Here is a 24,347-nt window from a genome sequence, read left to right as displayed (position 1 = left end):
TCCTCAGGCCTGGTCGCCAGCCGCCGGCTTCGCCCCGTCGTCGGCGGGCCTGGTGCTCGCGCTGAGCTGTAGCTGCTGGCCGGCGAAGTTCTTCAGGAACACGTCGACCTGGCGGAAGGCGATGTTGATGCCGGCCTTGTTGAATTCGCGGTCGATGAAGCGGTTGATCTCGTCGGTGGCCGGGTTGCGGTCGCCGAGGTCGCGCACGTGGATGCGCAGCTCGTGGTCCAGCGTGCTCTCGCCGAAGTTGAGGAACAGCACCTGCGGTTCCGGCTCCTTGAGCACCCGCGGGTTGTCCCGCGCCGCCTGCAGCAGCAGCCGGCGCACCGCGTCCAGGTCCGAGCCATAGGCGACGCCGACCTTGAGCGTCACCCGGGTCACGGTGTCGCTCAGCGACCAGTTGATCAGCTGGCCGGTGATGAAGGTCTTGTTCGGAACGATGATGTCCTTGCGGTCGAAATCGGTGATGGTGGTGGCGCGGATGCGGATGCGGCTGACCGTGCCGGACAGGTTGCCGATGGTCACCACGTCGCCGATGCGCACCGGCCGCTCGAAGAGGATGATCAGGCCGGAGATGAAGTTGGCGAAGATCTCCTGCAGGCCGAAACCCAGGCCCACCGAGAGCGCCGCCACCAGCCACTGCAGCTTGTCCCAGCTGACGCCGAGGGTCGACAGCGTGGCGACGATGCCGAAGCCGGCCAGCGCGTAGGACAGCAGCGTGGTGGTGGCATAGGCGCTGCCCTGCGCCAGGCGCAGCTTGGACAGCACCATGACTTCCAGCAGGCCCGGCAGGTTGCGTGCCAGCGCTGCGGTGATGGCGATGATCAGCAGCGCGCCGAGCAGGTTGTTCAGGCTGATCGCCGAGGTGGTCAGGGTCTCGCCACTGCCGCTGGTGTATTCGTAGAGGGTGATGTTGTCCAGGTAGGAGACCACCGAGATCAGGTCCGACCAGACCCAGTACAGCGCCACCAGGAACAGGCCGAACATGGCCATCCGGGTCAGGCGCAGCGACTGCTGGTTGACCTGCTCGATATCCAGCCCCGGCTCGCCCTGGAACTCCAGCGCGTCGCCGGTCTCGTCGGCCTGCGCCTGGCGCTTGGCCAGTGCGCGCTTGTAGGCCAGGCGCCGCGCCGCCACGGTCAGGCCGCGTACCAGCGCGGCTTCGACGACGATCCAGATCATCAGCAGGTAGAGCGTGTCGATCAGCCGGTCGGTGAGTTTCAGCGCGGTGTAGTAGTAGCCGAAACCCACGGCGACGATCAGCACCAGTGGCAGCACGCTGAACAACAGGCCGATCATCAGCCGCAGCGGTGGCGCGTTCTGGCTCGACGGGCCCTTGAGCTGCAGGCGGTTGAGGCGCCAGCTCATCAGCGCGAAGCAGGTCAGCACCACGAGGATGCCCAGCACGTCGTCGGCCAGCCGTGCCGGCTGGTGTTCGGCCACGCTGACGACGGCGACCAGGGCCACCACGATCATGCCCAGGCGGCGGATTTCGTTGCGCAGGAAGGCGACCTGCGGGCGCGACCAGCCGAAGTGCACCTCGGCCACGCGCCCCGGCGACAGCATGCGGTAGGCGCTGTAGAACACCAGCCAGGCCTGGGCCATCTCGAACAGTGCGGCGCCGAGGACGTAGTTCTGTCCGCGCGCGTCCATCTGCAGCAGGTAGCCGCACAGCGCCAGGAACAGCGCGCCGGGCAGCGCCAGCAGCAGGTTGAGCAGCAGCGCCAGCGGCGTATGCAACTGGCTGTCGTTACGGAAATGGCCGATCTCGCCGCTCAGGGCGCTGAGCTTGGCGTCGATCTTGTTGCGCCACCAGAACAGGGCGGCGATCAGCAGCAGTAGCGGCAGGAAGAACAGCGGGCGCTCCTTGAGGCCGGCGCCGAGCTCCTGCACGGCCGAGAGCCAGGGCATCGCCGCCAGTTGGGCCTTCAGCCGCTGCGGCGCGCCCTGCAGCCAGTTGTGATCCAGCGGCCTGTTGCTGGGAATCCAGAACATCTGCTCGTCCAGGGTGTCGCTGAGCGCGCGCGCGGTGTCCTGCAGCTGTTTCTGGTTCAGCTGCAGGGTGATCGAGGCGTTGAGCAGCGCGTCCAGTTCGCGGTTGAGGCGGTCGAGCAGTTCGCTGCGGGTATTGATCAGTTCCAGCAGCGTCCGCCGCAGCTCGGGGGTGACGTCCTCCTGCTTCTGCCGCGCCAGCAACTGCTCGACATAGGCGCCGGGGTTGCCCGCGGTTTCGCGGCGCTGGTTGAGTTCGAACTGGTAGAGGCGGATGTCGGCGATGTCGTCGGCGAGGTTCTTGTCCAGCTGCAGGCTCGGCAACGCCTGCTTCTGCTGGTAGAGGATACGCGACAGCAGCAGGCTGCCCTCGAGCACGGAGATCTGTTCTTCCAGCGCCTGGTCGGTCTGGTTGAGCGTATCGAGCTGCTGGCGGGTCTGCAGGTTCTGCTGGTTGAGCCGGTTCAGCCGTTCGGTGGCGCGCAGCAGGTAGTCGGAAAGCTTGAGGTTCTCGGCGCTTTCGGCGGCGAGCAGCTTGTCCGAGCCGGCCTGCTGCACCCGCGCCGAGAGTTCGGCCACGGTCTGTTCCGATTCGGCGCGGCGTTTCTCGTTGATCAGGCCCTGCAGCGCCTGGGTTTCCTGCTCGGCGCGGGCGATGCGTTCGGCCAGCAGGTCGCGGCGGCTCTTGCCCAGGTCCTGCAGCAGGCCGTTGCCGGCCAGTTCCTGGCGGCGCAGTTCGATCTGCGCGTTGAGCGAGCCGATCTCCGCTTCCAGCAGGGCGCGGCGTTCCTCGCTCAGCGGCTTGCCCGATTCGCGGCCGCTCTTGAGCAGGTTGTTGACGTCCTGGATGCGCGTCTGCGCCGTGCCGATCTGCGCCTGCGCGCGTTCGGGGCGGGTCTGCGCCGAGATGATCATGCTGTTGGCGGCGCTGAGCTGCTTCTGCCACTCGGACAGCTCGTCGACCCGTGCACTCAGGCGTTGCTCCAGGGCCTCGACCGATTGCCTGGCATAGCGTTGGGCGGGATCTTCCGCCGGGCTGGCCTTGAGCCTGGCCAGTTCGCGCTGGGCGTCGGCGATCTCCCTCGGCGCCTGCGCCAGCAGTGTCTTCAGTTCCTCCAGGCGCGTAGTGCTGGCCTCGGTCTGCTGGAGCAGGTTCTGGGTCTGTTCGGCAAGCGGGACCTGTGCGGATTTCGCCTCGCCCTCGGTGGCAGGCGGGGTGCCGGTCAGGCTGTCCAGCGGTTGGGCGTGCAGGGGGCCGGCGAGCAGGCAGAACGTTGCGAGCAACAGGGTGCGCAGGAGTGACATGGAGGCAGCGGGTACGCGGATGACGAAGAAGTGCGGAGTCTACGGGCTGCGCCGGCCGAGCGCGAGTCCGCAGGTCGGGCCACACGGTCGCCGGGCGCCTGCCGGAACGGCGCGGCCCGAGGCGTGCCCGCGCGCCGCTAGAACAGCAGCTGCGGGCCGGGCTTGTCGCCCTCGGGAAACTTCAGGCCGACCTTGCGCACCTCGCCGGCGTCCATCGCCGCCACGGTCCAGGTCAGCCCGTTCCATTCGACCTGGTCCCCGACCACCGGGCGGCCGCCGACGCGTTCGGCCATGAAGGCGCCGATTGTCTGCGCGCCGTCGACATCGCCCAGCTTGAGCCCGTAGAGCGCGGCGATGGCGCTCAGCTGGGCGTCGGCCTCGAGAATGAAGTCGCCGAAGAAACGCAGGTCCTGGCCGCGCTTGGGCGCCTGGCTGAACAGCTTGCCGAGTGCCGGCAGGTCCTCGTCGTGGCCGATCACGCAGAGGATGTCGTTGGCCTGCAGGCGGGTGCTGCCGGACGGGTGGAGCAGTTCGCGGCCGCGAAACAGGGCGGCGATGCGGGTGCCGGGCGGCATCTTCAGCTCGCGCAGCGCGGCGCCGATGCACCATTTGCCGGCACCCAGGCGGTAGACGAACAGCTCCCACTGGCTGGTGGCGTGAATCTGCAGGCCGGCGCGGGAGATCGGCGAGGGCGAGGGCGGGACTTCCACCTTGGCCTTCCTCGCCGCCCAGGCCAGCGTCGAGCCCTGCAGCAGCAGCGACACCAGCACGATGAAGAACGCCACGTTGAAGAACAGCTGGGCGTTCTCCAGCCCGGCCATCAGCGGGAATACCGCGAGAATCACCGGCACCGCGCCGCGCAGGCCGATCCAGGAGATGAACAGCCGTTCGCGCAGGTGGAAGCTGCGAAACGGCAGCAGGCTGACGAACACCGCCAGCGGCCGGGCGAAGAGGATCATCCACAGCGACAGCGCCAGCGCCGGAAGGGCGATCGGCAGCAGTTCGCTGGGCGTCAGCAGCAGGCCGAGCACCAGGAACATGCCGATCTGGCTGAGCCAGGCCAGGCCGTCGAACATGTGCAGGATGCCGTGGCGGTTGCGGATCGGGCGGTTGCCCAGCAGCAGCCCGCAGACGTAGATCGCCAGGATGCCGCTGCCACCGATGGCGCCGGAGAGGGCGAAGATCATCAGCCCGCCGGCGACCGCCAGCAGCGGGTAGAGGCCGTCGGCCACCGACAGCCGGTTGATCAGTTGCAGCAGCAGCCAGCCGCCGCCCAGGCCGAGCAGGGTGCCGATACCGAATTGTTGGACCAGGCTGAGCAGGAAGTCCCAGCCGAAGGTGGTGCGCCCGGCGAGGAGCATGTCGATCAGGGCGACAGTGAGGAACATCGCCATCGGATCGTTGCTGCCCGATTCGATCTCCAGGGTCGAGCCGACCCGTTCGTTGAGGCCCTTGCCGTTGAGCAGGTTGAACACCACGGCGGCGTCGGTGGAGCCGACGATAGCGCCGATCAGCAGACCCTGCAGCAGCGGCAGCTCGAACAGCCAGGCGGCCGCCAGCCCGGTCAGCCCCGAGGTGATCGCCACGCCCAGGGTGGCCAGCGAGAAGGCTGGCTTGAGCGCGACCCGGAAGGTCGTCGTGCGCGTGCGCATGCCGCCGTCGAGGAGAATCACCGCCAGCGCCAGGTTGCTGATGACGAAGGCCAGCTGGTAGTCCTCGAAGACGATGCCGCCGATGCCGTCGACCCCGGCGAGCATGCCCACGGCAAGGAAGATGACCAGGATCGGCACGCCGAGACGGGTCGACAGCGAACTCATCAGGATGCTGGCAGCAACCAACAGGGCACCGATAAAGAACAGGTGGTTGATGCTGCCGACGTCCAAATGAAATCTCCGTTAGAGGAAGCTGCCTTCGCATTCATGCATGCGATATGCCAGCGATTCTAACCTGACGATTTGACGGGCTGTCAAAAAAGCGCCCCGCCAGCGCGGGGCGTGCCTGGCGACGATGGCGAGGCTCTAGAACCAGGCGTCGCGCATGGCGAGGCAGGTGTCGTCGCGGCTGTGCAGCAAGGCCAGTTCGTGCTGGCAGCCGGGCACTTCCCAGGTCAGGAAGTAGCGCGCGGCCTGCAGCTTGCCGCGGTAGAAGTCGGCGTCGGCCGGATTGCCCTCGGCCAGCCCGCGCTCGGCGCGCAGCGCCTGCTCCAGCCAGCGCCAGCCGATCACCGCATGGCCGAACACTTTTAGATACAAAGCCGAGTTGGCCAGCGCCTGGTTCACCTGGCCGGCGGCGAGGTCGCCGAGCAGTGCCTGGGTCACTTCGGCGAGGCGGGCGACGTGCCGTTCCAGCGGCTCGCGCAGCGCGCTCAGCGCAGCGTGCTCGGCGGCACGCCGGCAACTGGCCTGGATCAGCCCGAGCAGCTGGTGCAGGCCGGCGCCCTGGTTCTGCATCAGCTTGCGGCCGAGCAGGTCCAGCGACTGGATGCCGTGGGTGCCCTCGTGGATCGGGTTGAGGCGGTTGTCGCGGTAGTACTGCTCCACCGGGTATTCGCGGGTGTAGCCGTGGCCGCCGAGCACCTGGATCGCCAGCTCGTTGGCCTTGAGGCAGAACTCCGAGGGCCAGGACTTGACGATCGGCGTCAGCAGGTCGAGCAGTTCGCCGGCATCGTGACGTTCTTGCTCGCTCTCGGCGCTGTGCTGGTCGTCCACCAGGCGCGCCGCGTAGAGGCCCAGGTCGAAGGCGCCTTCGACATAGGCCTTCTGCATCAGCAGCATGCGCCTGACATCGGTGTGCTCGATGATCGGCACCTGCGCCGAGGTCGGGTCCTTGCCGTCCGGCAGCCGGCCCTGCGGGCGCTCGCGGGCGTAGTTCAGCGAATAGAGGTAGCCGGCGTAGCCGAGCATGATCGCGCCCATGCCGACGCCGATGCGCGCCTCGTTCATCATCTGGAACATGTAGGCCAGGCCCTTGTGCGGCTCGCCCACCAGGTAGCCGACGCACCCACCGTTGTCGCCCCCCGCATTGTCACCAAAGTTCAGCGCGGTGCTGGTGGTACCGCGCCAGCCCATCTTGTGGAACAGCCCGGCCAGCAGCACGTCGTTGCGCGGGCCGAGGCTGCCGTCGTCGTTGACCAGGAATTTCGGCACGATGAACAGGCTGATGCCCTTCACCCCGGGCGGCGCGTCCGGCAGCTTGGCCAGCACCATGTGCACGATGTTCTCCGACAGCGCGTGGTCGCCGCCGGAAATGAAGATCTTGTTGCCGCGGATGCGGTAGCTGCCGTCGCCGGCCGGCTCGGCACGGGTGCGGATGTCCGACAGCGACGAGCCGGCATGCGGCTCGGTGAGCGCCATGGTGCCGAAGAAGCGGCCTTCGATCATCGGCTGCAGGAAGCGGCGCTTCTGTTCGTCGCTGCCGAAGGTCTCGATCAGGTGCGCGGCGCCCATGCTCAGCATCGGATAGGAGCTGGTGGCGATGTTGGCCGCCTGGAAATGCGCGAAGCAGGCCCGCGACAGCAGGTTCGGCAGCTGCATGCCGCCGTCCTCGAAGCTGCGCTGGGCGTTGTGGAATCCGGCCGCGATGAAGGCGTCGACCGCCGGCTTGACCTCGGGGATCAGCAGCGCCTCGCCGTTCTGGTAGACCGGCTCATGCTCGTCGGATTTGCGGTTGTGCGGCGCGAAGTACTTCTCGGCGAGGCTGCGCGCGGTGCCGAGGGCGGCATCGAAGGTCTCGCGGTTGTGATCGGCGAAGCGCGCGCGGCGGGTCAGCGCCTCGGCATCGAGCACCTCGTAGAGTTCGAACGCCAGATTGCGCGGGCAGAGCAGGGTCTCGGTCATGGTCAACCTCCGTTTTTATGCGTTCGAGTCTAAGGAGGCGGCGGCGCCGCTGCCTAGCTCCATACATTCGGGTGATAGTGCATAAAACCGCGCGTCTTCTGGCATCCTGCGGGCATGGCAGTAGGGGGGCACGAGCATGACCGAGAACGAGCTGACGACACGCAAGAACGACCACCTGGACATCGTCCTCGACCCGGCGCACGAGCGCCGCCCGTCGCCCAGCGGCTTCGATACCTGGCGTTTCGAGCACTGCGCCCTGCCGGAACTGGACCTGGATGCGGTGGACCTCTCGACGCAGCTGTTCGGCCGGCCGCTGGCCGCGCCGCTGCTGATCAGCTCGATGACCGGCGGCGCGCGAAGGGCGGCGGCGATCAACCGGCACCTGGCCGAAGCCGCGCAGGAATTGCGTATCGCCCTGGCCGTGGGCTCGCAGCGCGTGGCGCTGGAATCCGGCGCGGCCAACCACGGCCTGACCGGCGAGCTGCGCCGGCTGGCGCCGGACGTGCCGCTGCTGGCCAACCTCGGCGCGGCGCAGCTGGTGCGCGGCTATGGCCTCGACGAGGTGCGGCGCGCGGTGGCGATGATCGAGGCCGATGCGCTGATCATCCACCTCAACCCATTGCAGGAGGCCGTGCAGCCGGGCGGCGATCGCGACTGGCGCGGCGTGCTGCAGGCCATCGAGCGGCTGGCGCGCACGCTGGAGGTACCGCTGGTGGCCAAGGAAGTCGGCGCCGGGCTTTCGGCCGACGTGGCGCGACGGCTGCTGGAGGCTGGCGTCGACGTGCTCGATGTGGCCGGGGCCGGCGGCACCAGCTGGGCGGCGGTGGAGGCGGCGCGCGCGGCCAGTGCGCAGCAGCGTGCGGTGGCCGAGGCGTTCGCCGGCTGGGGCATCCCCACGGCCGAGGCGATCCAGGCGGTGCGCCGGGCCTGCCCGCAGGCCACGCTGATCGGCTCCGGCGGCATTCGCGACGGCATCGACGCGGCCAAGGCGATCGCCCTCGGCGCCAACCTGGTCGGCCAGGCCGCCGCCGTGCTGCAAAGCGCGCTCGATTCCAGCGCGGCGGTGGTCGAGCACTTCCGCGTGCTGACCGAACAGCTGCGCATCGTCTGCTTCTGCACCGGCTCGGCCGACCTCGCTGCGCTGGCCCGGGCGCCGCTGGTGCGGGCGGCGGGCTGAATCAGCCGCGCCAGCCGGCGGCCAGCTCGCGGGTCAGGGCGGCCGCGGGGATTTCCCGGCAGCCGCTGACGTTCTGCCCGGCCCAGAGCGGCGTGCAGTGATCCAGCCCGCGGCTTTCCGTCTTCGCTCGTAGCGCGCCGATGGCGTTGCCGGCCAGCGGGAAAGGCGGCACGCCGTCGGGCAGCGGGCCGAGTTCGCGCATGATGCGGTTGACGATGCCGCGTGCCGGACGGCCGCTGAACAGTGTGGTCAGTGCGGTATGCGCGGCCTGCGGGCTCTTCAGGGCGGCACGATGGAACGGGTTGGCACGGCTTTCCGGACACAGCAGATAAGCGGTGCCGAGCTGCACGCCGGCGGCGCCCAGCGCCTGCGCCGCCGCCACGCCGTGGGCATCGGCGATACCGCCGGCGGCGATCACCGGCACGTCCAGCGCGGCGACCAGTTGCGGCAATAGCGCGAAGGTGCCGACCTGGGTGGTCAGGTCCTCGCCGAGGAAGATGCCGCGATGGCCGCCGGCCTCCAGCCCCTGGGCGATCACCGCGTCGACGCCGTGCTGTTGCAGCCAGCGGCCTTCCGCGAGCGTAGTGGCGCTGGAGACGATCTTCGCCCCGGTGGCGCGCGCGCGCTGCAGCAGCTGCGCTTCCGGCAGGCCGAAGTGGAAGCTGATCATCGCCGGCCGGTGCCGTTCCAGCACCTCGGCCATCGCCGCGTCGAACGGCTGGCGGGTCGCGCCGCTGGGGATGCTGGCCGGATCGACGTCGAATTCGGCCAGCAATGGCGCCAGCAGGCGATGCCAGGCGTCGATGCGCGCCGGTTCGGCGGCCGGCGTCCGATGACAGAAGAAATTGACGTTGTAGGGCCTGTCGGTCAGCGCCTCGAGGGCGCTCAGCTCGGCCTCCAGCGCCGCGGCGTCGAGCATCCCGGCGGGAATCGAGCCCAGGCCGCCGGCCTCGCAGACCGCCGCCGCCAGCGTATGGTTCTGCGCACCCGCCATGGGCGCCTGGATGATGGGCAGTTCGATGCCGAGCAGGGATTTGAGGGACATGACGTGCTCCGTTACGGTGGTGACCGACTCGATGAGCGCCCGGGCGATCCGGACGGCTGGTGCGGTCGTCGTGCGCACCTTAGTCGTTGTCGCCTGTGGAGGGTTAGTGAAAAATATTGCAGTCAATTTTCACGATTGGTGAAGGATCGATGGGTGCCTGGCAGCGGCTCAACCCGCAGCTCTTCAAGTTCTTCCTCGCCGTGGCGCGCGAAGGTTCGCTCAGCGCAGCCGGTGCGCGCCTGAGCTGCGTGCCGTCGAATGTCTCGGCGCGCCTGCGGCTGCTCGAGCAGCAGCTCGATACCCGGCTGTTCCAGCGCCAGGGCCAGCGCCTGCGGCTGACCCCGGCCGGCGAGCGCCTGCTACCTCACGCCGAGCAACTGGAGCAGCTTTGCCAGGCGGCCTGGCGCAGCGTGCAGGAGGATGTCTGGACCGGCGGGCTGCGCCTGGGCTCGATGGAAACCACCGCGGCGGTGCGTCTGCCCGAAGTCCTGGCCGCCTTTCATCGGCGCGCACCGAAGGTCAATCTGCAGCTGAGCACCGGGCCCAGTCGGCGCCTGGTCGAAGGCGTGCTGGCTGGCGAGCTGGATGCCGGCTTGATCGGCGGCCCGTTCGAGCATGCCCAGCTCGACTGCCTGCCGATCTGGCAGGAGGAGTTGATGCTGGTGTTGCCGCTGGGGCGCGAGGCCGAGCGGCTCGAGCAGAGCCCGCAGACGCTGCTGGGCTTCCCGCAGGGCTGCCACTATCGCGAACGCCTGGAACGCTGGGCAGCGCGCCGCGGGCTCCAGGTGGCGGCACGGCAGAGCTACGGCTCGATCGATGCGATCTTCGCCGGCATTGCCGCCGGCATGGGCGTCGGCCTGCTGCCGCGCAGCCTGCTCGAACGCCACCCGCGCGGGCATCTGGTGCAGTACCAGCCGATCGCGGCGGAGCTGGGGGCGACCACCACCCTGCTGGTGCGCCGACGCGATGCGGGCGAGCACCCGCCGCTGGCGCTGCTGCTGGAACTGATGCGCGCGCGAAGCCCGCTCAGCGGGTAAGCTTGCCGGCTGTTTCGGAGACCATCATGAACTACCGCCACGCCTTCCATGCCGGCAACCATGCCGACGTTCTCAAGCACCTCACGCTGAGCCGCATCTTCGCCCTGCTGTCGCGCAAGGAGGCGCCGTTCGCCTACCTCGACAGCCATGCCGGCGTCGGCCTCTACGACCTGGCGGGCGACCAGGCCAGCCGCACGGGAGAATGGCTGCAGGGCATCGCCCGCATCTGGCAGGCGGAGGCGCGCCCGGCGCTGCTCAACGACTACCTCGGCGTGATCCGCGCATTGAACCCCGACGGCGCGCTGCGCTACTACCCCGGCTCGCCGGAGCTGGCGCGACGGTTGACGCGCGAGCAGGATCGCCTGCAGCTCAACGAGAAGCATCCCGAGGATGGCGCCCTGCTCAAGGACAACATGGCCGGCGACCGCCGCGTCGCGGTGCACCTGGGCGAGGGCTGGCACGTGCCGCGGGCGCTGATGCCGACGCGGGAGAAGCGTGTGGTGCTGCTGATCGACCCGCCGTTCGAGCAGGCCGACGAACTGGGTCGCTGCGTGGCGGCGCTCAAGGAGGCACTGGGGCGCATGCGCCAGACCATCGGTGCGATCTGGTACCCGATCAAGGACGAACGTCAGCTCAAGCGCTTCTACCAGGACCTCGCCCGCTGCGGCGCGCCCAAGCTGTTGCGCGCCGAGCTGTTCGTCCATCCGGCCGACGATGCCGGTCGTCTGAGCGGCTCCGGCCTGGCCATCGCCAACCCGCCGTGGGGGCTGGAGGAAGAACTGCGCGAGCTGCTGCCCTGGCTGGCCGAGCAGCTGGCGCAGAGCCAAGGGAGCTGGCGCTTGGACTGGCTGATCGAGGAGGCCTGATCTACGGGGCGGATCGCCGCCCGGTGGATCGATAAAGCGCGATCCACCCTACGCAGGCCCGATCCAAGGGTGGATGTCGCTTTTCACATCCACCATGGCGCACTCTTTCGGTGGTGAGGCCGTAAACGCTGGCGCGTTTCTCAGAACAGCCTGAGCGGCTCTTCCTGCAAGGCCGCGGTCTGTTCACGCAGGATCAGGACCTGCTCGCCCCAGTAGCGCTCGCTGCCGAACCAGGGAAAGCTCATGGGGAATGCCGGGTCGTCCCAGCGCCGTGCCAGCCAGGCGCTGTAGTGCAATAGCCGCAGCGCGCGCAGCGCCTCGACCAGCGGCAGTTCGCGCGGCGCGAAGTCGTGGAATTCCTGGTAGCCGTCCACCAGTTCGGCCAGCTGGGCGAGGCGCTCGTGGCGCTCGCCGGCCAGCATCATCCACAGGTCCTGCACCGCCGGGCCCATGCGGCAGTCGTCGAGGTCGACCAGGTAGAAGGCATCGTCGCGGGCGAGGATATTGCCCGGATGGCAATCGCCATGCAGGCGGATCGAGTTGAAACGGGTGCTGGCGAAGACCTCCTCGACCCGCCCGAGCAGATCGCGGGCGACCGATTCGTAGGCCGGCAGCAGGCTCTTCGGAATGAAGCCGCCTTCCAGCAGGGTGGCCAGCGAGTCATGGCCGAAGCGCTGCACGGTCAGGCTTTCGCGGTGCGTGAACGGCCGGCTGGCGCCCACCGCGTGCAGGCGCCCGAGCAACTGGCCGAGGCGATAGAGCTGGTCGAGATTGCCCGGCTCCGGCGCGCGGCCGCCGCGGCGGGGAAAGAGGGCGAAGCGGAAGCCGGCGTGCTCGAACAGCGTCGTGCCGTCGCGCTCAAGCGGCGCCACCACCGGCACTTCGTGTTCGGCCAGCTCCAGGCTGAAGCGGTGTTCCTCGAGGATCGCCGCGTCGCTCCAGCGGCCGGGCCGGTAGAACTTGGCGACCAGCGGCGCTTCGTCTTCGATGCCCACCTGGTAGACGCGGTTCTCGTAGCTGTTGAGCGCCAGCACGCGGGCATCGCTGAGGTAGCCGATGCTCTCCACGGCGTCGAGGACCAGATCCGGCGTGAGGGTATCGAAGGGATGGGACATGAGCGGCTCCGCTGGCTGGGTCGTTCAGTGTACGTAGGGTGGAAATCTCGCGCAGCGAATTTCCACCGGACAGGCGACATGCTGGAGAAGGTGTCGGTTCGCGGGCCGGCCGCTCAGCCACCCGGCTTGGGCGTACGCGCCAGGCAGTAGACATCCACCCGCGCCGCACCGGCCCGCTTGAGCAGGCGAGCCAGCGCCTCGGCGGTGGCACCGGTGGTCAGCACGTCGTCGACCAGTGCCAGGTGGCGATCCTCGACCCTGGCCGTGGCCGAGAGAGCGAAGGCTTGGCGCAGGTTGCGCCGGCGCGTGGCGGCGTCCAGTTGCTGCTGCGGCGGCGTATCCACCAGCCGCTGCAGGGTGGCCGCCTCGACCGGAATGGCCAGGCCCCGGCCAAGCCAGTCGGCGAGCATCCGTGCCTGGTTGAAGCCGCGCTGGCGCAGCCGCCGGCGGGCCAGCGGCACTGGCAACAGGGCGTCCGGCCGCGGCAGGCCGTCGGCGAAGGCATGTTCCAGGTGGTGCGCCAGGCGTTCGCCGAGCAGCCGGCCGAACGGCCAGCGCGCCTGATGCTTGAAGCGGGTGATCAGCGCATCCACGGGGAAGGCGAAGCGCCAGGGCACCTCGACATGATCGTAGGACGGCGGGCGTTTCAGGCACTCGCCACAGACCAGGTCGCGCGTGGGCAAGGGCAGGGCGCAGATGGAACATTGGCCGTCGAGCCAGGGCAGCTCGGCCTCGCAGGCGCCACAGAGCGGATGACCCTCGCAGGGTTCGTCGCACAGCAGGCAGTGCTGTTCAATAATCGACCAGTTGTTAACCATGATTCCCTTCCTGGTTGACAGCGCTTCGGGCTTGGCTAACCATTTCGCATCCGTGCCAGGCCGCCGAGCCGATATTTATACAAGGAACGCCCATGAGCGCCACCTCCGCTTCCGCCACCCGCCACGACTGGTCTCTTGCCGAGGTCAAGGCGCTCTTCGAGCAACCCTTCAACGACCTGCTGTTCCAGGCGCAGACCGTGCACCGCCGGCACTTCGACGCCAACCGCGTGCAGGTCTCCACCCTGTTGTCGATCAAGACCGGCGCCTGCCCGGAAGACTGCAAGTACTGCCCGCAGTCCGGCCACTACAACACCGGCCTGGATAAAGAGAAGCTGATGGAGGTGCAGAAGGTGCTGGAGGCGGCGGCCGAGGCCAAGGCCATCGGCTCGACGCGCTTCTGCATGGGCGCGGCCTGGAAGCACCCGTCGGCCAAGGACATGCCCTACGTGCTGAAGATGGTCGAAGGGGTCAAGGCCATGGGCCTGGAAACCTGCATGACCCTCGGCAAGCTCGACCAGGAGCAGACCCAGGCGCTGGCCGCCGCGGGCCTGGACTACTACAACCACAACCTCGACACCTCGCCGGAGTTCTACGGCAACATCATCACCACGCGGACCTACGCGGAACGCCTGCAGACGCTGAGCTACGTGCGTGACGCGGGAATGAAGATCTGCTCGGGCGGCATCCTCGGCATGGGCGAATCGCTGGACGACCGCGCCGGCCTGCTGATCCAGCTGGCCAACCTGCCGGAGCATCCGGAGTCGGTGCCGATCAACATGCTGGTCAAGGTCAAGGGCACGCCGCTGGCCGAGGAGCAGGACGTCGATCCGTTCGACTTCATCCGCATGCTCGCCGTGGCGCGGATCATGATGCCCAGGTCCCATGTGCGCCTGTCCGCCGGCCGCGAGCAGATGAACGAGCAGATGCAGGCCCTGGCCTTCCTCGCCGGCGCCAATTCGATCTTCTATGGCGAGAAACTGCTGACCACCGCCAACCCGCAGGCGGACAAGGACATGCAGCTGTTCCAGCGCCTGGGCATCAAGCCCGAGGAGCGCGAGGAGCATTCCGACGAGGTGCACCAGGCCGCCATCGAGCAGGCGCTGGTCGAGCAGCGCGATTCCAAGCTGTTCTACGACGCCACCGCCTGATATCCATGGTGGATGAGCTGCGCGTCATTCACCCTACGCCGGACTCGACGCCTGCGTAGGGTGGATAACCCGCGTGCGGTTATCCACCGCTTGCCACGCCGAGTCGCCATGTCCTTCGATCTCGCTTCCCGCCTCGCCGCCCGCCGCGCCGAACACCTTTACCGCCAGCGCCCGCTGCTCGAGACGCCGCAGGGGCCGGAGGTGGTGGTCGATGGCGAGCGCCTGCTGGCCTTCAGCTCCAACGACTACCTGGGCCTGGCCAATCACCCCGAGGTGATCGCCGCCATGCAGCAGGGCGCCGCGAGGTGGGGCGTCGGCGGCGGCGCCTCGCACCTGGTGATCGGCCACAGCACGCCGCACCATGCGCTGGAAGAGGCGCTGGCCGAATTCACCGGCCGCCCGCGCGCGCTGCTGTTCTCCACCGGCTACATGGCCAACCTGGCGGCGGTCACCGCGCTGGTCGGGCAGGGCGACACGGTGCTGGAGGATCGCCTCAACCATGCCTCGCTGCTCGATGCCGGATTGCTTTCCGGCGCGCGTTTCTCGCGCTACCTGCATAACGATGCCGCGAGCCTGGCCAAGCGCCTGGACAAGGCCGTCGGCAACACCCTGGTGGTGACCGATGGCGTGTTCAGCATGGACGGCGACCTGGCCGGACTGCCGGCGCTGTGCGCCGAGGCGAGAAAGCGCGACGCCTGGGTGATGGTCGACGACGCCCATGGCTTCGGCCCGCTGGGCGCCTCCGGTGGCGGTATCGTCGAGCACTTCGGCCTCGGTAGCGACGAGGTTCAGGTGCTGGTCGGCACCCTGGGCAAGGCCTTCGGCACGGCGGGCGCCTTCGTCGCCGGCAGCGAGGAGTTGATCGAGACATTGATCCAGTTCGCCCGTCCGTACATCTACACCACCAGCCAGCCACCGGCGGTCGCCTGTGCCACACTCAAGAGCCTGGAGCTGCTGCGCAGCGAAGGCTGGCGGCGCGAGCATCTGAGTCGTCTGGTGGCGCGTTTTCGCGACGGCGCGGCGCGGATCGGCCTGACGCTGATGGACAGCCCGACGCCGATCCAGCCGGTGCTGGTCGGCAGCAGCGAGCGGGCGCTACGGCTGTCGGCGCTGCTGCGCGCGCGCGGCATCCTGGTCGGCGCCATCCGCCCGCCGACGGTTCCGGCCGGCAGCGCGCGGCTGCGGATCACCTTCACCGCGGCCCACACCGATGCGCAGCTCGAGCGCCTGCTGGAGGCGCTGGCCGACTGCTGGGCACGACTGCCCGAGGAGTGCGACGATGCGTGATCGCCTGATTCTGCTACCGGGCTGGGCGTTCGGCCCGGCCGCACTCGAACCGCTGGCCGAGGTGCTGCGCGAGCGCGAACCGCGCCTGCAGGTCGACATCGCCCCCCTGCCGGTGCTGGAACGGCCCGAGGCCTGGCTCGACGAACTGGATGCCCGCCTGCCGGCCGACAGCTGGCTGGCCGGCTGGTCGCTGGGCGGCATGCTGGCGACGCAACTGGCTGCGCGCCGGGACGCCGCTTGCCCGGGCCTGATCACCCTCTGCAGCAACCCCTGTTTCCGCAGCCGCGCCGACTGGCCCACGGCGATGCCCGCGGAAGTCTTCGATGCCTTCGAGGCGGCCTTCCGCCTGGGGCCGGACGACACCCTCAAGCGCTTTGGCCTGCTCTGCAGCCGCAGCGCCTTCGACCCGCGCACGCTGGCCAGGCAGCTGCAGGTCAGCCTGCTCGACCAACCGCAGGCGGTATTCGCCGCGGGCCTCAGACTGCTCGCCGAGCTGGACGGCCGCGCGGCGCTGCAACGCTATGTCGGGCCGCAGCTGCACCTGTTCGCCGGCGGCGATGCGCTGGTGCCGCAGGCCGCCGCCGAGGCGCTGCTGGCCTGGCTGCCCGACGTCGAAGTCGACGTGCTGGCCAACGCCAGCCATGGCCTGCCGCTGGAGCGTGCCGAAGACGTGGCGACGGCGATGCTGGCCTTCATGAATGAGGGCGAGGATGACTGAGGCGGCAGTGAGCGAGCGGCACGGGAACACGCTGCCCGACAAGGGCCAGGTAGCCGCCTCCTTCTCCCGCGCCGCGGCCAGTTACGACGGCGTCGCGGCGTTGCAGCGGCATGTCGGCGGCCAACTGCTGGCCCGTCTGCCAGACGGCGTGCGGGTATCGCGCTGGCTCGACCTGGGCAGCGGCACCGGCTATTTCTCCCGCGCCCTGGCCTGCGCCTTCCCGCAGGCCGAGGGCGTGGCGCTGGATATCGCCGAGGGCATGCTGCGGCATGCGCGGCCCGCGGGCGGCGCACGACAATTCGTCGTCGGCGACGCCGAGCAGCTGCCGCTGCGCGACGGCTGTGCCGAGCTGGTCTTCTCCAGCCTGGCGCTGCAGTGGTGCGAGGATTTCGCCGGTGTCCTGGGCGAGGCGCGGCGGGTGTTGCGGCCAGGCGGCACGTTCGCCTTCAGCAGCCTGTGCAGCGGCACCCTGCAGGAGCTGCGCGACAGCTGGCAGGCGGTGGATGGCTTCGCTCACGTCAACCGCTTCCGCCCGCTGGCCACCTATCAGGCGTTGTGCCGCAACAGCGGGCTGCAATTGGTGAGCCTGGAGATGCGGCCCGAGGTGCTGCATTTTCCCGACCTGCGCCAGCTCACCCATGAGCTCAAGGCGCTCGGTGCGCACAACCTTAATCCCGGGCGCCCCGGCGGGCTGACCGGGCGCGCCCGCATCCGCGCGCTGGTCGAGGCCTACGAACGCTTCCGCCGGCCCGAGGGACTGCCGGCCACCTATCAGGTGGTCTATGGCATCCTGCGCAAGGAACCCTGAGATGAGCCGCGCCTTCTTCATTGCCGGCACCGATACCGACGTCGGCAAGACCACCATCGCCGCCGGCCTGCTGCATGCGGCGCGCCAGGCCGGGCTTTCCACCGCGGCGGTGAAGCCGGTCGCCTCCGGCTGCGAGTCGACGCCGCAGGGCCTGCGCAACGCCGATGCCCTGGCGCTGCTGGCCGAGTGCAGCCTGCCGCTGGACTATGCAATGGTCAATCCATTCGCCTTCACCCCGGCGATCGCGCCGCATATCGCGGCGCGCGAAGCCGGCGTGGCGCTGACGATCGAGGCGCTGGCCGCCGCCGTGCAGCCGGTGCTGGATCGCCGGGCCGACTTTACCCTGGTCGAAGGCGCCGGCGGCTGGCGGGTGCCGCTGAGCGGGCGGGAAAACCTGTCCGCATTGCCGGTGCGCCTGGGCCTGCCGGTGATCCTGGTGGTCGGCGTACGACTGGGTTGCATCAACCACGCCCTGCTCAGCGCCGAGGCGATCGCTGCCGATGGCCTGGCGCTGGCCGGCTGGGTGGCCAATATCGTCGACCCGGCCACGTCGCGGCTGGAGGAGAACCTGGCCACGCTCGACGAACGGCTGTCGGCGCCCTGCCTCGGCCGGGTGCCGCGGCTGGCGCGAGCGTCCGCACAGCGGGTGGCCGTTCATCTGCAGCTGGCCCCGCTCGGCCTGCCGGCATAGCGGCCAGGCGTCGCTTGCGGTTGGCGGCGATTATTTGCTTGAATGCCAGCAACCTGATTGCGCGGAGCCATCCATGCAGATCACCAGCAGTCTTCTCGGCGCCGGTCTGAGCGCCTACCAGGGCGGCCAGCAGCGTGTCGAACAGGCCGGAGTGGCGATCGCCGCCGGTAGCTTGCCGGGCGCCGACAATTCCCAGGCGCTGGCCGAACTCACCGAACAGCTGATCCAGATGAAGCTCGGCGAGCACAGCGCCAACCTGGGCGCACGCATGATCCAGAGCGCCGACGAAGTGCTCGGCACCCTTATCGATACCCAGGCCTGATTCCCTCGGGCCGTTCAGGTTCCGCCGTCTTCCCCGGCGCGCCTGCCGTTCGGCGCCCGCCTTCTTCCTTCGCCATGCCTCGATCCACTTGCCTCGGCCTGTCTCGACAGGCTCGCGGCTGGCTGGACGATGGCCGAATTGACCTATACCTGCTGCCGTTTCCCCCGCTTGACAGGGCTTGGGGCGAAACGTATGTTTCAAACGTCTGTTTGATACCGGTCTCTACTGGTGCCCGGTCGCGTCAACCAAATCAACTAAAAGTTGACGACCCCAACCGAAAGTTGTCTCAAAGAATCCACCGCTGAGGTTTATCCAATGCCCGACTACAAGGCCCCCTTGCGCGATATCCGCTTCGTACGTGACGAGCTGCTCGGCTACGAGGCGCACTATCAGAGCCTGCCGGGATGCGAAGACGCCACGCCGGACATGGTCAATGCCATCCTCGAGGAAGGCGCCAAGTTCTGCGAGCAGGTGCTCGCACCGCTGAATCGTGTCGGTGACACCGAGGGCTGCACCTGGAGCGAGAGCGGGGTGAAGACCCCGAGTGGCTTCAAGGAAGCCTATCAGCAGTACGTCGAAGGCGGCTGGCCGAGCCTGGCGCACGACGTCGAGCAGGGTGGCCAGGGCCTGCCGGAATCCCTCGGCATGGCCATGAGCGAGATGATCGGCGAGGCCAACTGGTCCTGGGGCATGTACCCGGGTCTGTCCCACGGTGCGATGAACACCCTGCACGCGCACGGCACCCCCGAGCAGCAGCAGACCTACCTGACCAAGCTGGTGACCGGCCAGTGGACCGGCACCATGTGCCTGACCGAGCCGCACTGCGGCACCGACCTGGGCATGCTGCGCACCAAGGCCGAGCCGCAGGCCGACGGCAGCTACAAGGTCACCGGTACCAAGATCTTCATTTCCGCCGGCGAGCACGACATGGCCGAGAACATCGTCCACATCGTGCTGGCCCGCCTGCCCGACGCGCCTGCCGGCACCAAGGGCATCTCGCTGTTCATCGTGCCGAAGTTCCTGCCCTCGGCCTCCGGCGAGGCGGGCGAGCGCAACGGCGTGTCCTGCGGCTCCATCGAGCACAAGATGGGCATCCACGGCAACGCCACCTGCGTGATGAACTTCGACGGCGCCACCGGTTTCCTGATCGGGCCGCCGAACAAGGGCCTGAACTGCATGTTCACCTTCATGAACACCGCCCGCCTGGGCACCGCGCTGCAGGGCCTGGCCCATGCCGAGGTGGCCTTCCAGGGCGGTATCAAGTACGCCCGCGAGCGTCTGCAGATGCGTTCGCTGAGCGGGCCGAAGGCGCCGGACAAGGCCGCCGATCCGATCATCGTGCATCCGGATGTGCGCCGCATGCTGCTGACCATGAAGGCCTTCGCCGAAGGCAACCGCGCCATGCTCTACTTCGCCGCCAAGCAAGTGGACGTGATGCAGCGCAGTGCCGACGAAGCACAGCGCAAGGCTGCCGATGCCATGCTGGCGTTCCTCACCCCGATCGCCAAGGCGTTCATGACCGAAGTCGGCTTCGAAGCCGCCAACCATGGCGTGCAGGTCTACGGCGGCCACGGCTTCATCGCCGAGTGGGGCATGGAGCAGAACGTGCGTGACAGCCGCATCTCCTGCCTGTACGAAGGCACCACCGGTATCCAGGCCCTCGACCTGCTGGGGCGCAAGGTGCTGATGACCCAGGGCGAGGCGCTCAAGGGCTTCACCAAGATCGTGCACAAGTTCTGCCAGGCCAACGAGGGCAACGAAGCCATCCAGGGCCTCGTCGGCCCGCTGGCGCAGCTGAACAAGGAGTGGGGCGAGATCACCATGAAGGTCGGCATGGCCGCGATGAAGAACCGCGAGGAAGTCGGCGCGGCGTCGGTGGACTACCTGATGTACTCCGGCTACGCCTGCCTGGCCTACTTCTGGGCCGACATGGCGCGCGTCGCCGCCGAGAAGCTGGCTGCTGGCACCGAGGAAGAGGGTTTCTACAAGGCCAAGCTGCAGACTGCGCGCTTCTACTTCGCGCGCATCCTGCCGCGCACCCGCGCCCACGTGGCAACCATGTTGTCCGGTGCCGACAACCTGATGGACATGGCCGAGGAAGATTTCGCCCTCGGTTACTGACTGAGTCGATGTGCTGACGGAAAGCCGCTGCCTGTGCAGCGGCTTTCCGCATTCCGGGCGCAGACCGCGTCGCGCTGGCGCGGATGTCTTGCAACACCGGCATGCGGACGCCCACGGGTAGGCTGGCGCTGAGCGTAGCGAAGCCCAACGGGAACCTGCGTTTTTGCCAATCAGATCCGCATTTTTCCGGCTGGACGGCTGCGCCTGCGCGGGCACGAAGGCAGAATGCTATCTTTCGTCGGCAGACCGTCGGAGTCGCCGTGTCGCGCCCCTATCCACTTCGCCTCAGTCATTTCCTCGCCCCGCTGGCGCTGCTGGCCGGTGGCTGGGTAATTGCTCGCCAGGCGACGCTCAACGAATTCTTCACCTCGCTGTACAACGTCCTGCCGACGGTGCTGCTGCTTCTGGGTGGGGCGTTCTGCCTGGTCTACGGGCGCATCCGCGAGCTGTTCCTGCTGCTCTGCGTCTATATCGCTTACTTCCTGCTCGATACCCACGCCGATCATTACCGTGCCCACGGGCAACTGCTGGACGACGCCGCGCTGACCTTTCACCTGTGCAGCCTGCTGCTGCCGTTGTTGTTCGGCCTCTACGGCATCTGGCGCGAGCGCAGCCATCTGGCCCAGGACGGGCTCGCCCGTGCCGCCGTGCTGTTCGTCGTCGCGGTGGTGGCACTGGCGCTGGCCCGGCGCTTCCCGGAGGCGCTGCATGCCTGGCTGGTGGAAATCCGCTGGCCGATGCTGCAGGCCGGCTGGATGAATCTGATCCAGCTGGCCTATCCGGCCTTCCTGCTGGCCATCCTGCTGCTGGCCGCGCAGTACCTGCGCCAGCCCAGACCTTCCCATGCGGCGCAGCTGGTCGCATTGCTCGGCGTGCTGTTGCTGTTGCCGCAGACCTTCAGCCGCCCGGGCGCGCTGAACGTGCTGAGCAGCCACGTGCTGCTGATGCTGGTGGTGGCGATCGCCCACGAGGCCTATCTCATGGCCTTCCGCGACGAACTGACCGGGCTGCCCGGCCGCCGTGCGTTGAACGAGCGCCTGCAACGTCTGGGGCGCCAGTACGTGCTGGCCATGGCGGACGTGGATCATTTCAAGGCGTTCAACGATACCCATGGGCATGACGTCGGCGACCAGGTGCTGCGCCTGGTCGCCAGTCGATTGCGCAGGATCGGCGGTGGCGGACGTGCCTACCGCTATGGCGGCGAGGAGTTCACCTTGGTGTTCCCCGGGCGCAGCCTCGATGAATGCCTGCCGCACCTGGAAGCCGTGCGCCAGGCCATCGAGGGCTATGCCCTGCAGCTACGCGACAGGAACAGCCGGCCCAAGGACGATCGCCAGGGCCGCCAGGCGCGGGGCAAATCCTCCTCGGGCCAGGTTTCGGTGACGATCAGCATCGGCGTCGCCGAGCGGCAAGCCGAGCAGCGCAGCCCGGAGGAGGTCATCAAGGCCGCGGACCAGGCGCTGTACAGCGCCAAGAAGGGCGGGCGCAACTGTGTGCGGACGTATGGAAATGGACGGGGTGCGGTGCGCACCGTCGAGCGCGCGCTGTGATGCCCAGGGAACTCATTTCGTGACCATGTAAAACCATTCGGTCACAAAAAGACGCTTAATCCTGTCTTCGTTATTCGGTTAGACTCGCTGAAACGGCCCCGAGTGGCCGCCGACCAGTGTCTTGCGAGGTTCTTTCCATGGCTGACTACCGAGCGCCGCTGCGCGACATGCGTTTCCTCCTCAACGAAGTCTTCGACGCACCGGCACTCTGGCAGCGCCTGCCGGCGCTGGCCGAGGTGGTCGATGCCGAGACGGCCGAGGCGATCCTCGAGGAGGCGGGCAAGATCACCGCCAACGGTATCGCCCCGCTGAACCGCAGTGGTGACGAAGAGGGCTGCCACTGGCAGGGCGGCGAGGTGGCGACGCCGGCCGGCTACAAGGAGGCCTATCGCCTGTATGCCGAAGGCGGCTGGGTCGGCGTCGGCGGCGATCCGGCCTTCGGCGGCATGGGCATGCCCAAGGTCATCTCGGCGCAGGTCGAGGAGATGATGAACTCCGCCAGCCTGGCCTTCGGCCTGTACCCCATGCTGACCTCCGGCGCCTGCCTGTCGATCCATGCCCATGCCAGCGAAGAACTCAAGCACAAATACCTGCCGAACATGTATGCCGGCGTCTGGTCCGGTTCCATGTGCCTGACCGAGCCGCACGCCGGTACCGACCTGGGCATCATCCGCACCAAGGCCGAACCGCAGGCCGATGGTTCCTACACGATCAGCGGTACCAAGATCTTCATCACTGGCGGCGAGCACGACCTGACCGAGAACATCATCCATCTGGTGCTGGCCAAGCTGCCGGACGCACCGGCCGGCTCGCGCGGCATCTCGCTGTTCCTGGTACCCAAGGTGCTGGTCGCCGAGGACGGCTCGCTGGGCGAGCGCAACGCGGTGTCCTGCGGTTCGATCGAACACAAGATGGGCATCCAGGCCTCGGCCACCTGCGTGATGAACTTCGACGGCGCCATCGGCTGGATGGTCGGCGAGCCGAACAAGGGCCTGGCGGCGATGTTCACCATGATGAACTACGAGCGCCTGGGCGTCGGCATCCAGGGCCTTTCCACCGGCGAACGCTCCTACCAGAGCGCCGTCGAATATGCCCGCGAGCGCATCCAGAGTCGCGCGCCGACCGGGCCGGTGGCGCAGGACAAGGCGGCCGACCCGATCATCGTGCATCCCGACGTGCGCCGCATGCTGTTGACCATGAAGGCGCTGAACGAAGGCGGGCGGGCGTTTTCCAGCTACGTGGCGCTGCAACTGGACATCGCCAAGTTCAGCGACGATGCCGAGGCGCGCCAGCGTGCCGAGGCGCAGGTGGCGCTGCTGACACCGGTGGCCAAGGCCTTCCTCACCGACATGGGGCTGGAGAGCACCGTGCATGGCCAGCAGGTCTTCGGTGGTCACGGCTTCATCCGCGAGTGGGGCCAGGAACAGCTGGTGCGCGACTGCCGCATCACCCAGATCTACGAAGGCACCAACGGCATCCAGGCCCTCGACCTGGTTGGGCGCAAGGTGGTGGGTAGCGGCGGCACCCTGTACCAGGCCTTCGCCGATGAGATCCGCGCCTTCATCGCGGCTGCCGGTCCGGAACTGGCCGAATTCGTCGAGCCGCTGAAGGCGGCGCTGGACAATCTGGACGAGCTGACGGCCTGGGTCATCGATCGTGCCAAGGCCGACCCGAACGAGATCGGCGCCGCCTCGGTGGAATACCTGCACGTGTTCGGCTATACCGCCTACGCCTACATGTGGGCGCGAATGGCCGCCGTGGCGTGCGGCCAGCAGGAGCAGGACGATTTCTACCGGAGCAAGCTGGGTACCGCGCGTTTCTATTTCGCCCGCCTGTTGCCACGGATCCACTCGCTCAGCGCTTCGGTCAAGGCCGGTAGTACGTCGCTGTACCTGCTGGATGCGGCGCAGTTTTGAAAAGGCTATCCCAATTGTGTGCTATTCGAAGTGTCGAGGTGTTCTCGTAGGAGCGGGCCATGCCCGCGAATATTCCCGCGCACAAAAGCTTCGCGGGCATGGCCGCTCCTGCACGTCTATCCGCAGCAGCCCATGAAAAGGGCTTAACCCGGCAAGGCAATTTGAAATTATTTGGCCATGATGCGGAACGATTAAGTCGGCGCTTCGGTCATAAAAACCGCATCTTGTAAGCCTTCGCTTACATCGGTGGGTCAAGGATGGCTCGTTTGTAGGAAATGGCTTACAAGACGCGACGCAGGATGGCTACTATTGGTCGTTCGAACCGGGCGGTAATCTTCTGCACTAAGGATGTGGCGCAAGGACAGCGCGAACCAACAAAACGGACCACACAGGGAGCGGCGCCAGGATGGTGCGCGGTCATGGACGTCAGGATTCAGTCTGCAAAGCCCCGCTTCGGCGGGGTTTTTCTTGTGCGCCCAGCATGGGCGCACTCTTGGAGGTGCAAGTCCTCCCGTGAGCTGGCCACAGTGAACGAAGCGAAGCGCAACTGCGTAAGGGTGACCGAGCGTGGGGAGGAAGCGTGGAGCGTAATCTG

18 protein-coding genes and 1 pseudogene are annotated in these 24,347 nt (G+C 67.9%); 13 read left to right on the top strand and 6 right to left on the bottom strand.

All coding sequences use genetic code 11. The annotated features are described in order from the left end of the window. Positions 1–3 precede the first annotated feature (3 nt). The 3 genes from mscK to CXK94_RS10585 all read right to left on the bottom strand — a co-directional run bounded on the left by mscK (position 4) and on the right by CXK94_RS10585 (position 7,133). Complete coding sequence (gene mscK, locus CXK94_RS10595; RefSeq protein WP_102894325.1) at positions 4–3,297, bottom strand: mechanosensitive channel MscK; 3,294 nt, start codon at positions 3,295–3,297, stop codon at positions 4–6. A gap of 137 nt (positions 3,298–3,434) precedes the next feature. Continuing rightward, the gene (locus tag CXK94_RS10590) at positions 3,435–5,180 is read right to left on the bottom strand and encodes a potassium/proton antiporter (protein WP_037044274.1); all 1,746 of its coding nucleotides are present in this window, start codon (positions 5,178–5,180) and stop codon (positions 3,435–3,437) included. A gap of 135 nt (positions 5,181–5,315) precedes the next feature. Beyond that, positions 5,316–7,133 (bottom strand): acyl-CoA dehydrogenase, encoded by a 1,818-nt coding sequence (locus CXK94_RS10585; protein ID WP_102894324.1) that lies wholly within the window; start codon positions 7,131–7,133, stop codon positions 5,316–5,318. Positions 7,134–7,269: 136 nt separating this feature from the next. Between CXK94_RS10585 and fni the strand changes: the two genes are divergently transcribed. Continuing rightward, positions 7,270–8,310 (top strand): type 2 isopentenyl-diphosphate Delta-isomerase, encoded by a 1,041-nt coding sequence (fni, locus tag CXK94_RS10580; protein ID WP_102894323.1) that lies wholly within the window; start codon positions 7,270–7,272, stop codon positions 8,308–8,310. Between the two features lies 1 nt (position 8,311). On the opposite strand, the gene CXK94_RS10575 is transcribed toward fni, so the two are convergent. Then, positions 8,312–9,355 (bottom strand): NAD(P)H-dependent flavin oxidoreductase, encoded by a 1,044-nt coding sequence (locus tag CXK94_RS10575; RefSeq protein WP_102894322.1) that lies wholly within the window; start codon positions 9,353–9,355, stop codon positions 8,312–8,314. Between the two features lie 149 nt (positions 9,356–9,504). Here CXK94_RS10575 and CXK94_RS10570 point away from each other — a divergent pair, with 149 nt between their 5' ends. Beyond that, positions 9,505–10,392, top strand: coding sequence for a LysR family transcriptional regulator (locus CXK94_RS10570; protein WP_102894321.1), 888 nt, complete (start codon positions 9,505–9,507; stop codon positions 10,390–10,392). A 26-nt stretch (positions 10,393–10,418) separates the two neighbouring features. Beyond that, on the top strand, positions 10,419–11,258 hold the full coding sequence (locus CXK94_RS10565) for a 23S rRNA (adenine(2030)-N(6))-methyltransferase RlmJ (RefSeq protein ID WP_102894320.1): 840 nt from the start codon (positions 10,419–10,421) through the stop codon (positions 11,256–11,258). Positions 11,259–11,398: 140 nt separating this feature from the next. Here the strand turns inward: CXK94_RS10565 and CXK94_RS10560 are convergent, their stop codons facing one another. Continuing rightward, complete coding sequence (locus tag CXK94_RS10560) at positions 11,399–12,373, bottom strand: serine/threonine protein kinase (RefSeq protein WP_102894319.1); 975 nt, start codon at positions 12,371–12,373, stop codon at positions 11,399–11,401. 113 nt (positions 12,374–12,486) lie between these two features. Then, positions 12,487–13,191 carry a ComF family protein gene (locus tag CXK94_RS10555; RefSeq protein WP_102894318.1) on the bottom strand — a complete coding sequence of 235 codons (705 nt, stop codon included), beginning with the start codon at positions 13,189–13,191 and terminating at the stop codon, positions 12,487–12,489. Positions 13,192–13,283: 92 nt separating this feature from the next. Here CXK94_RS10555 and bioB point away from each other — a divergent pair, with 92 nt between their 5' ends. The 10 genes and pseudogenes from bioB to CXK94_RS22410 all read left to right on the top strand — a co-directional run bounded on the left by bioB (position 13,284) and on the right by CXK94_RS22410 (position 23,982). Next, positions 13,284–14,339 carry a biotin synthase BioB gene (gene bioB, locus CXK94_RS10550; protein ID WP_102894317.1) on the top strand — a complete coding sequence of 352 codons (1,056 nt, stop codon included), beginning with the start codon at positions 13,284–13,286 and terminating at the stop codon, positions 14,337–14,339. A 108-nt stretch (positions 14,340–14,447) separates the two neighbouring features. Then, entirely contained in the window at positions 14,448–15,626 is a 1,179-nt protein-coding gene (gene bioF / locus CXK94_RS10545) for an 8-amino-7-oxononanoate synthase (RefSeq protein ID WP_102894316.1), read from the top strand. Then, positions 15,559–16,344: pseudogene (locus tag CXK94_RS10540) on the top strand (alpha/beta fold hydrolase); the annotation flags it as partial. The gene bioF and the pseudogene CXK94_RS10540, both read left to right, overlap by 68 nt. Next, complete coding sequence (gene bioC / locus CXK94_RS10535; RefSeq protein ID WP_037043259.1) at positions 16,337–17,152, top strand: malonyl-ACP O-methyltransferase BioC; 816 nt, start codon at positions 16,337–16,339, stop codon at positions 17,150–17,152. The pseudogene CXK94_RS10540 and the gene bioC, both read left to right, overlap by 8 nt. A gap of 1 nt (position 17,153) precedes the next feature. Next, positions 17,154–17,843, top strand: coding sequence for a dethiobiotin synthase (gene bioD / locus CXK94_RS10530; protein WP_102894314.1), 690 nt, complete (start codon positions 17,154–17,156; stop codon positions 17,841–17,843). A 73-nt stretch (positions 17,844–17,916) separates the two neighbouring features. Beyond that, positions 17,917–18,165 carry a hypothetical protein gene (locus tag CXK94_RS10525; protein ID WP_102894313.1) on the top strand — a complete coding sequence of 83 codons (249 nt, stop codon included), beginning with the start codon at positions 17,917–17,919 and terminating at the stop codon, positions 18,163–18,165. Between the two features lie 315 nt (positions 18,166–18,480). Next, on the top strand, positions 18,481–20,286 hold the full coding sequence (locus CXK94_RS10520) for a phenylacyl-CoA dehydrogenase (RefSeq protein ID WP_102894312.1): 1,806 nt from the start codon (positions 18,481–18,483) through the stop codon (positions 20,284–20,286). A 260-nt stretch (positions 20,287–20,546) separates the two neighbouring features. Beyond that, the gene (locus CXK94_RS10515; protein ID WP_037043264.1) at positions 20,547–21,836 is read left to right on the top strand and encodes a GGDEF domain-containing protein; all 1,290 of its coding nucleotides are present in this window, start codon (positions 20,547–20,549) and stop codon (positions 21,834–21,836) included. A 137-nt stretch (positions 21,837–21,973) separates the two neighbouring features. Next, a complete protein-coding gene (locus CXK94_RS10510) occupies positions 21,974–23,752 on the top strand; it encodes an acyl-CoA dehydrogenase C-terminal domain-containing protein (RefSeq protein ID WP_102894311.1) in 1,779 nt (592 codons plus the stop codon). Between the two features lie 59 nt (positions 23,753–23,811). After that, complete coding sequence (locus tag CXK94_RS22410) at positions 23,812–23,982, top strand: hypothetical protein (protein WP_180984413.1); 171 nt, start codon at positions 23,812–23,814, stop codon at positions 23,980–23,982. Positions 23,983–24,347 lie beyond the last annotated feature (365 nt).

It is taken from the genome of Stutzerimonas stutzeri (genome assembly GCF_002890915.1).
Taxonomy (GTDB): domain Bacteria; phylum Pseudomonadota; class Gammaproteobacteria; order Pseudomonadales; family Pseudomonadaceae; genus Stutzerimonas; species Stutzerimonas stutzeri_AF.
The sequence above is the reverse complement of the archived record's forward strand: the minus strand, read 5'-3'. Positions and strand labels throughout refer to the sequence as shown.

Coding starts and splice junctions, on each gene's coding strand:
- CXK94_RS22410 (WP_180984413.1), top strand. CDS start 23,812: ATGCCCGCGAATATTCCCGCGCACAAAAGCTTCGCGGGCATGGCCGCT.
- CXK94_RS10565 (WP_102894320.1), top strand. CDS start 10,419: ATGAACTACCGCCACGCCTTCCATGCCGGCAACCATGCCGACGTTCTC.
- CXK94_RS10560 (WP_102894319.1), bottom strand. CDS start 12,373: ATGTCCCATCCCTTCGATACCCTCACGCCGGATCTGGTCCTCGACGCC.
- fni (WP_102894323.1), top strand. CDS start 7,270: ATGACCGAGAACGAGCTGACGACACGCAAGAACGACCACCTGGACATC.
- CXK94_RS10520 (WP_102894312.1), top strand. CDS start 18,481: ATGCCCGACTACAAGGCCCCCTTGCGCGATATCCGCTTCGTACGTGAC.
- CXK94_RS10585 (WP_102894324.1), bottom strand. CDS start 7,133: ATGACCGAGACCCTGCTCTGCCCGCGCAATCTGGCGTTCGAACTCTAC.
- CXK94_RS10555 (WP_102894318.1), bottom strand. CDS start 13,191: ATGGTTAACAACTGGTCGATTATTGAACAGCACTGCCTGCTGTGCGAC.
- CXK94_RS10570 (WP_102894321.1), top strand. CDS start 9,505: ATGGGTGCCTGGCAGCGGCTCAACCCGCAGCTCTTCAAGTTCTTCCTC.
- bioB (WP_102894317.1), top strand. CDS start 13,284: ATGAGCGCCACCTCCGCTTCCGCCACCCGCCACGACTGGTCTCTTGCC.
- bioC (WP_037043259.1), top strand. CDS start 16,337: ATGACTGAGGCGGCAGTGAGCGAGCGGCACGGGAACACGCTGCCCGAC.
- bioD (WP_102894314.1), top strand. CDS start 17,154: ATGAGCCGCGCCTTCTTCATTGCCGGCACCGATACCGACGTCGGCAAG.
- CXK94_RS10510 (WP_102894311.1), top strand. CDS start 21,974: ATGGCTGACTACCGAGCGCCGCTGCGCGACATGCGTTTCCTCCTCAAC.
- CXK94_RS10575 (WP_102894322.1), bottom strand. CDS start 9,355: ATGTCCCTCAAATCCCTGCTCGGCATCGAACTGCCCATCATCCAGGCG.
- bioF (WP_102894316.1), top strand. CDS start 14,448: ATGTCCTTCGATCTCGCTTCCCGCCTCGCCGCCCGCCGCGCCGAACAC.
- CXK94_RS10525 (WP_102894313.1), top strand. CDS start 17,917: ATGCAGATCACCAGCAGTCTTCTCGGCGCCGGTCTGAGCGCCTACCAG.
- mscK (WP_102894325.1), bottom strand. CDS start 3,297: ATGTCACTCCTGCGCACCCTGTTGCTCGCAACGTTCTGCCTGCTCGCC.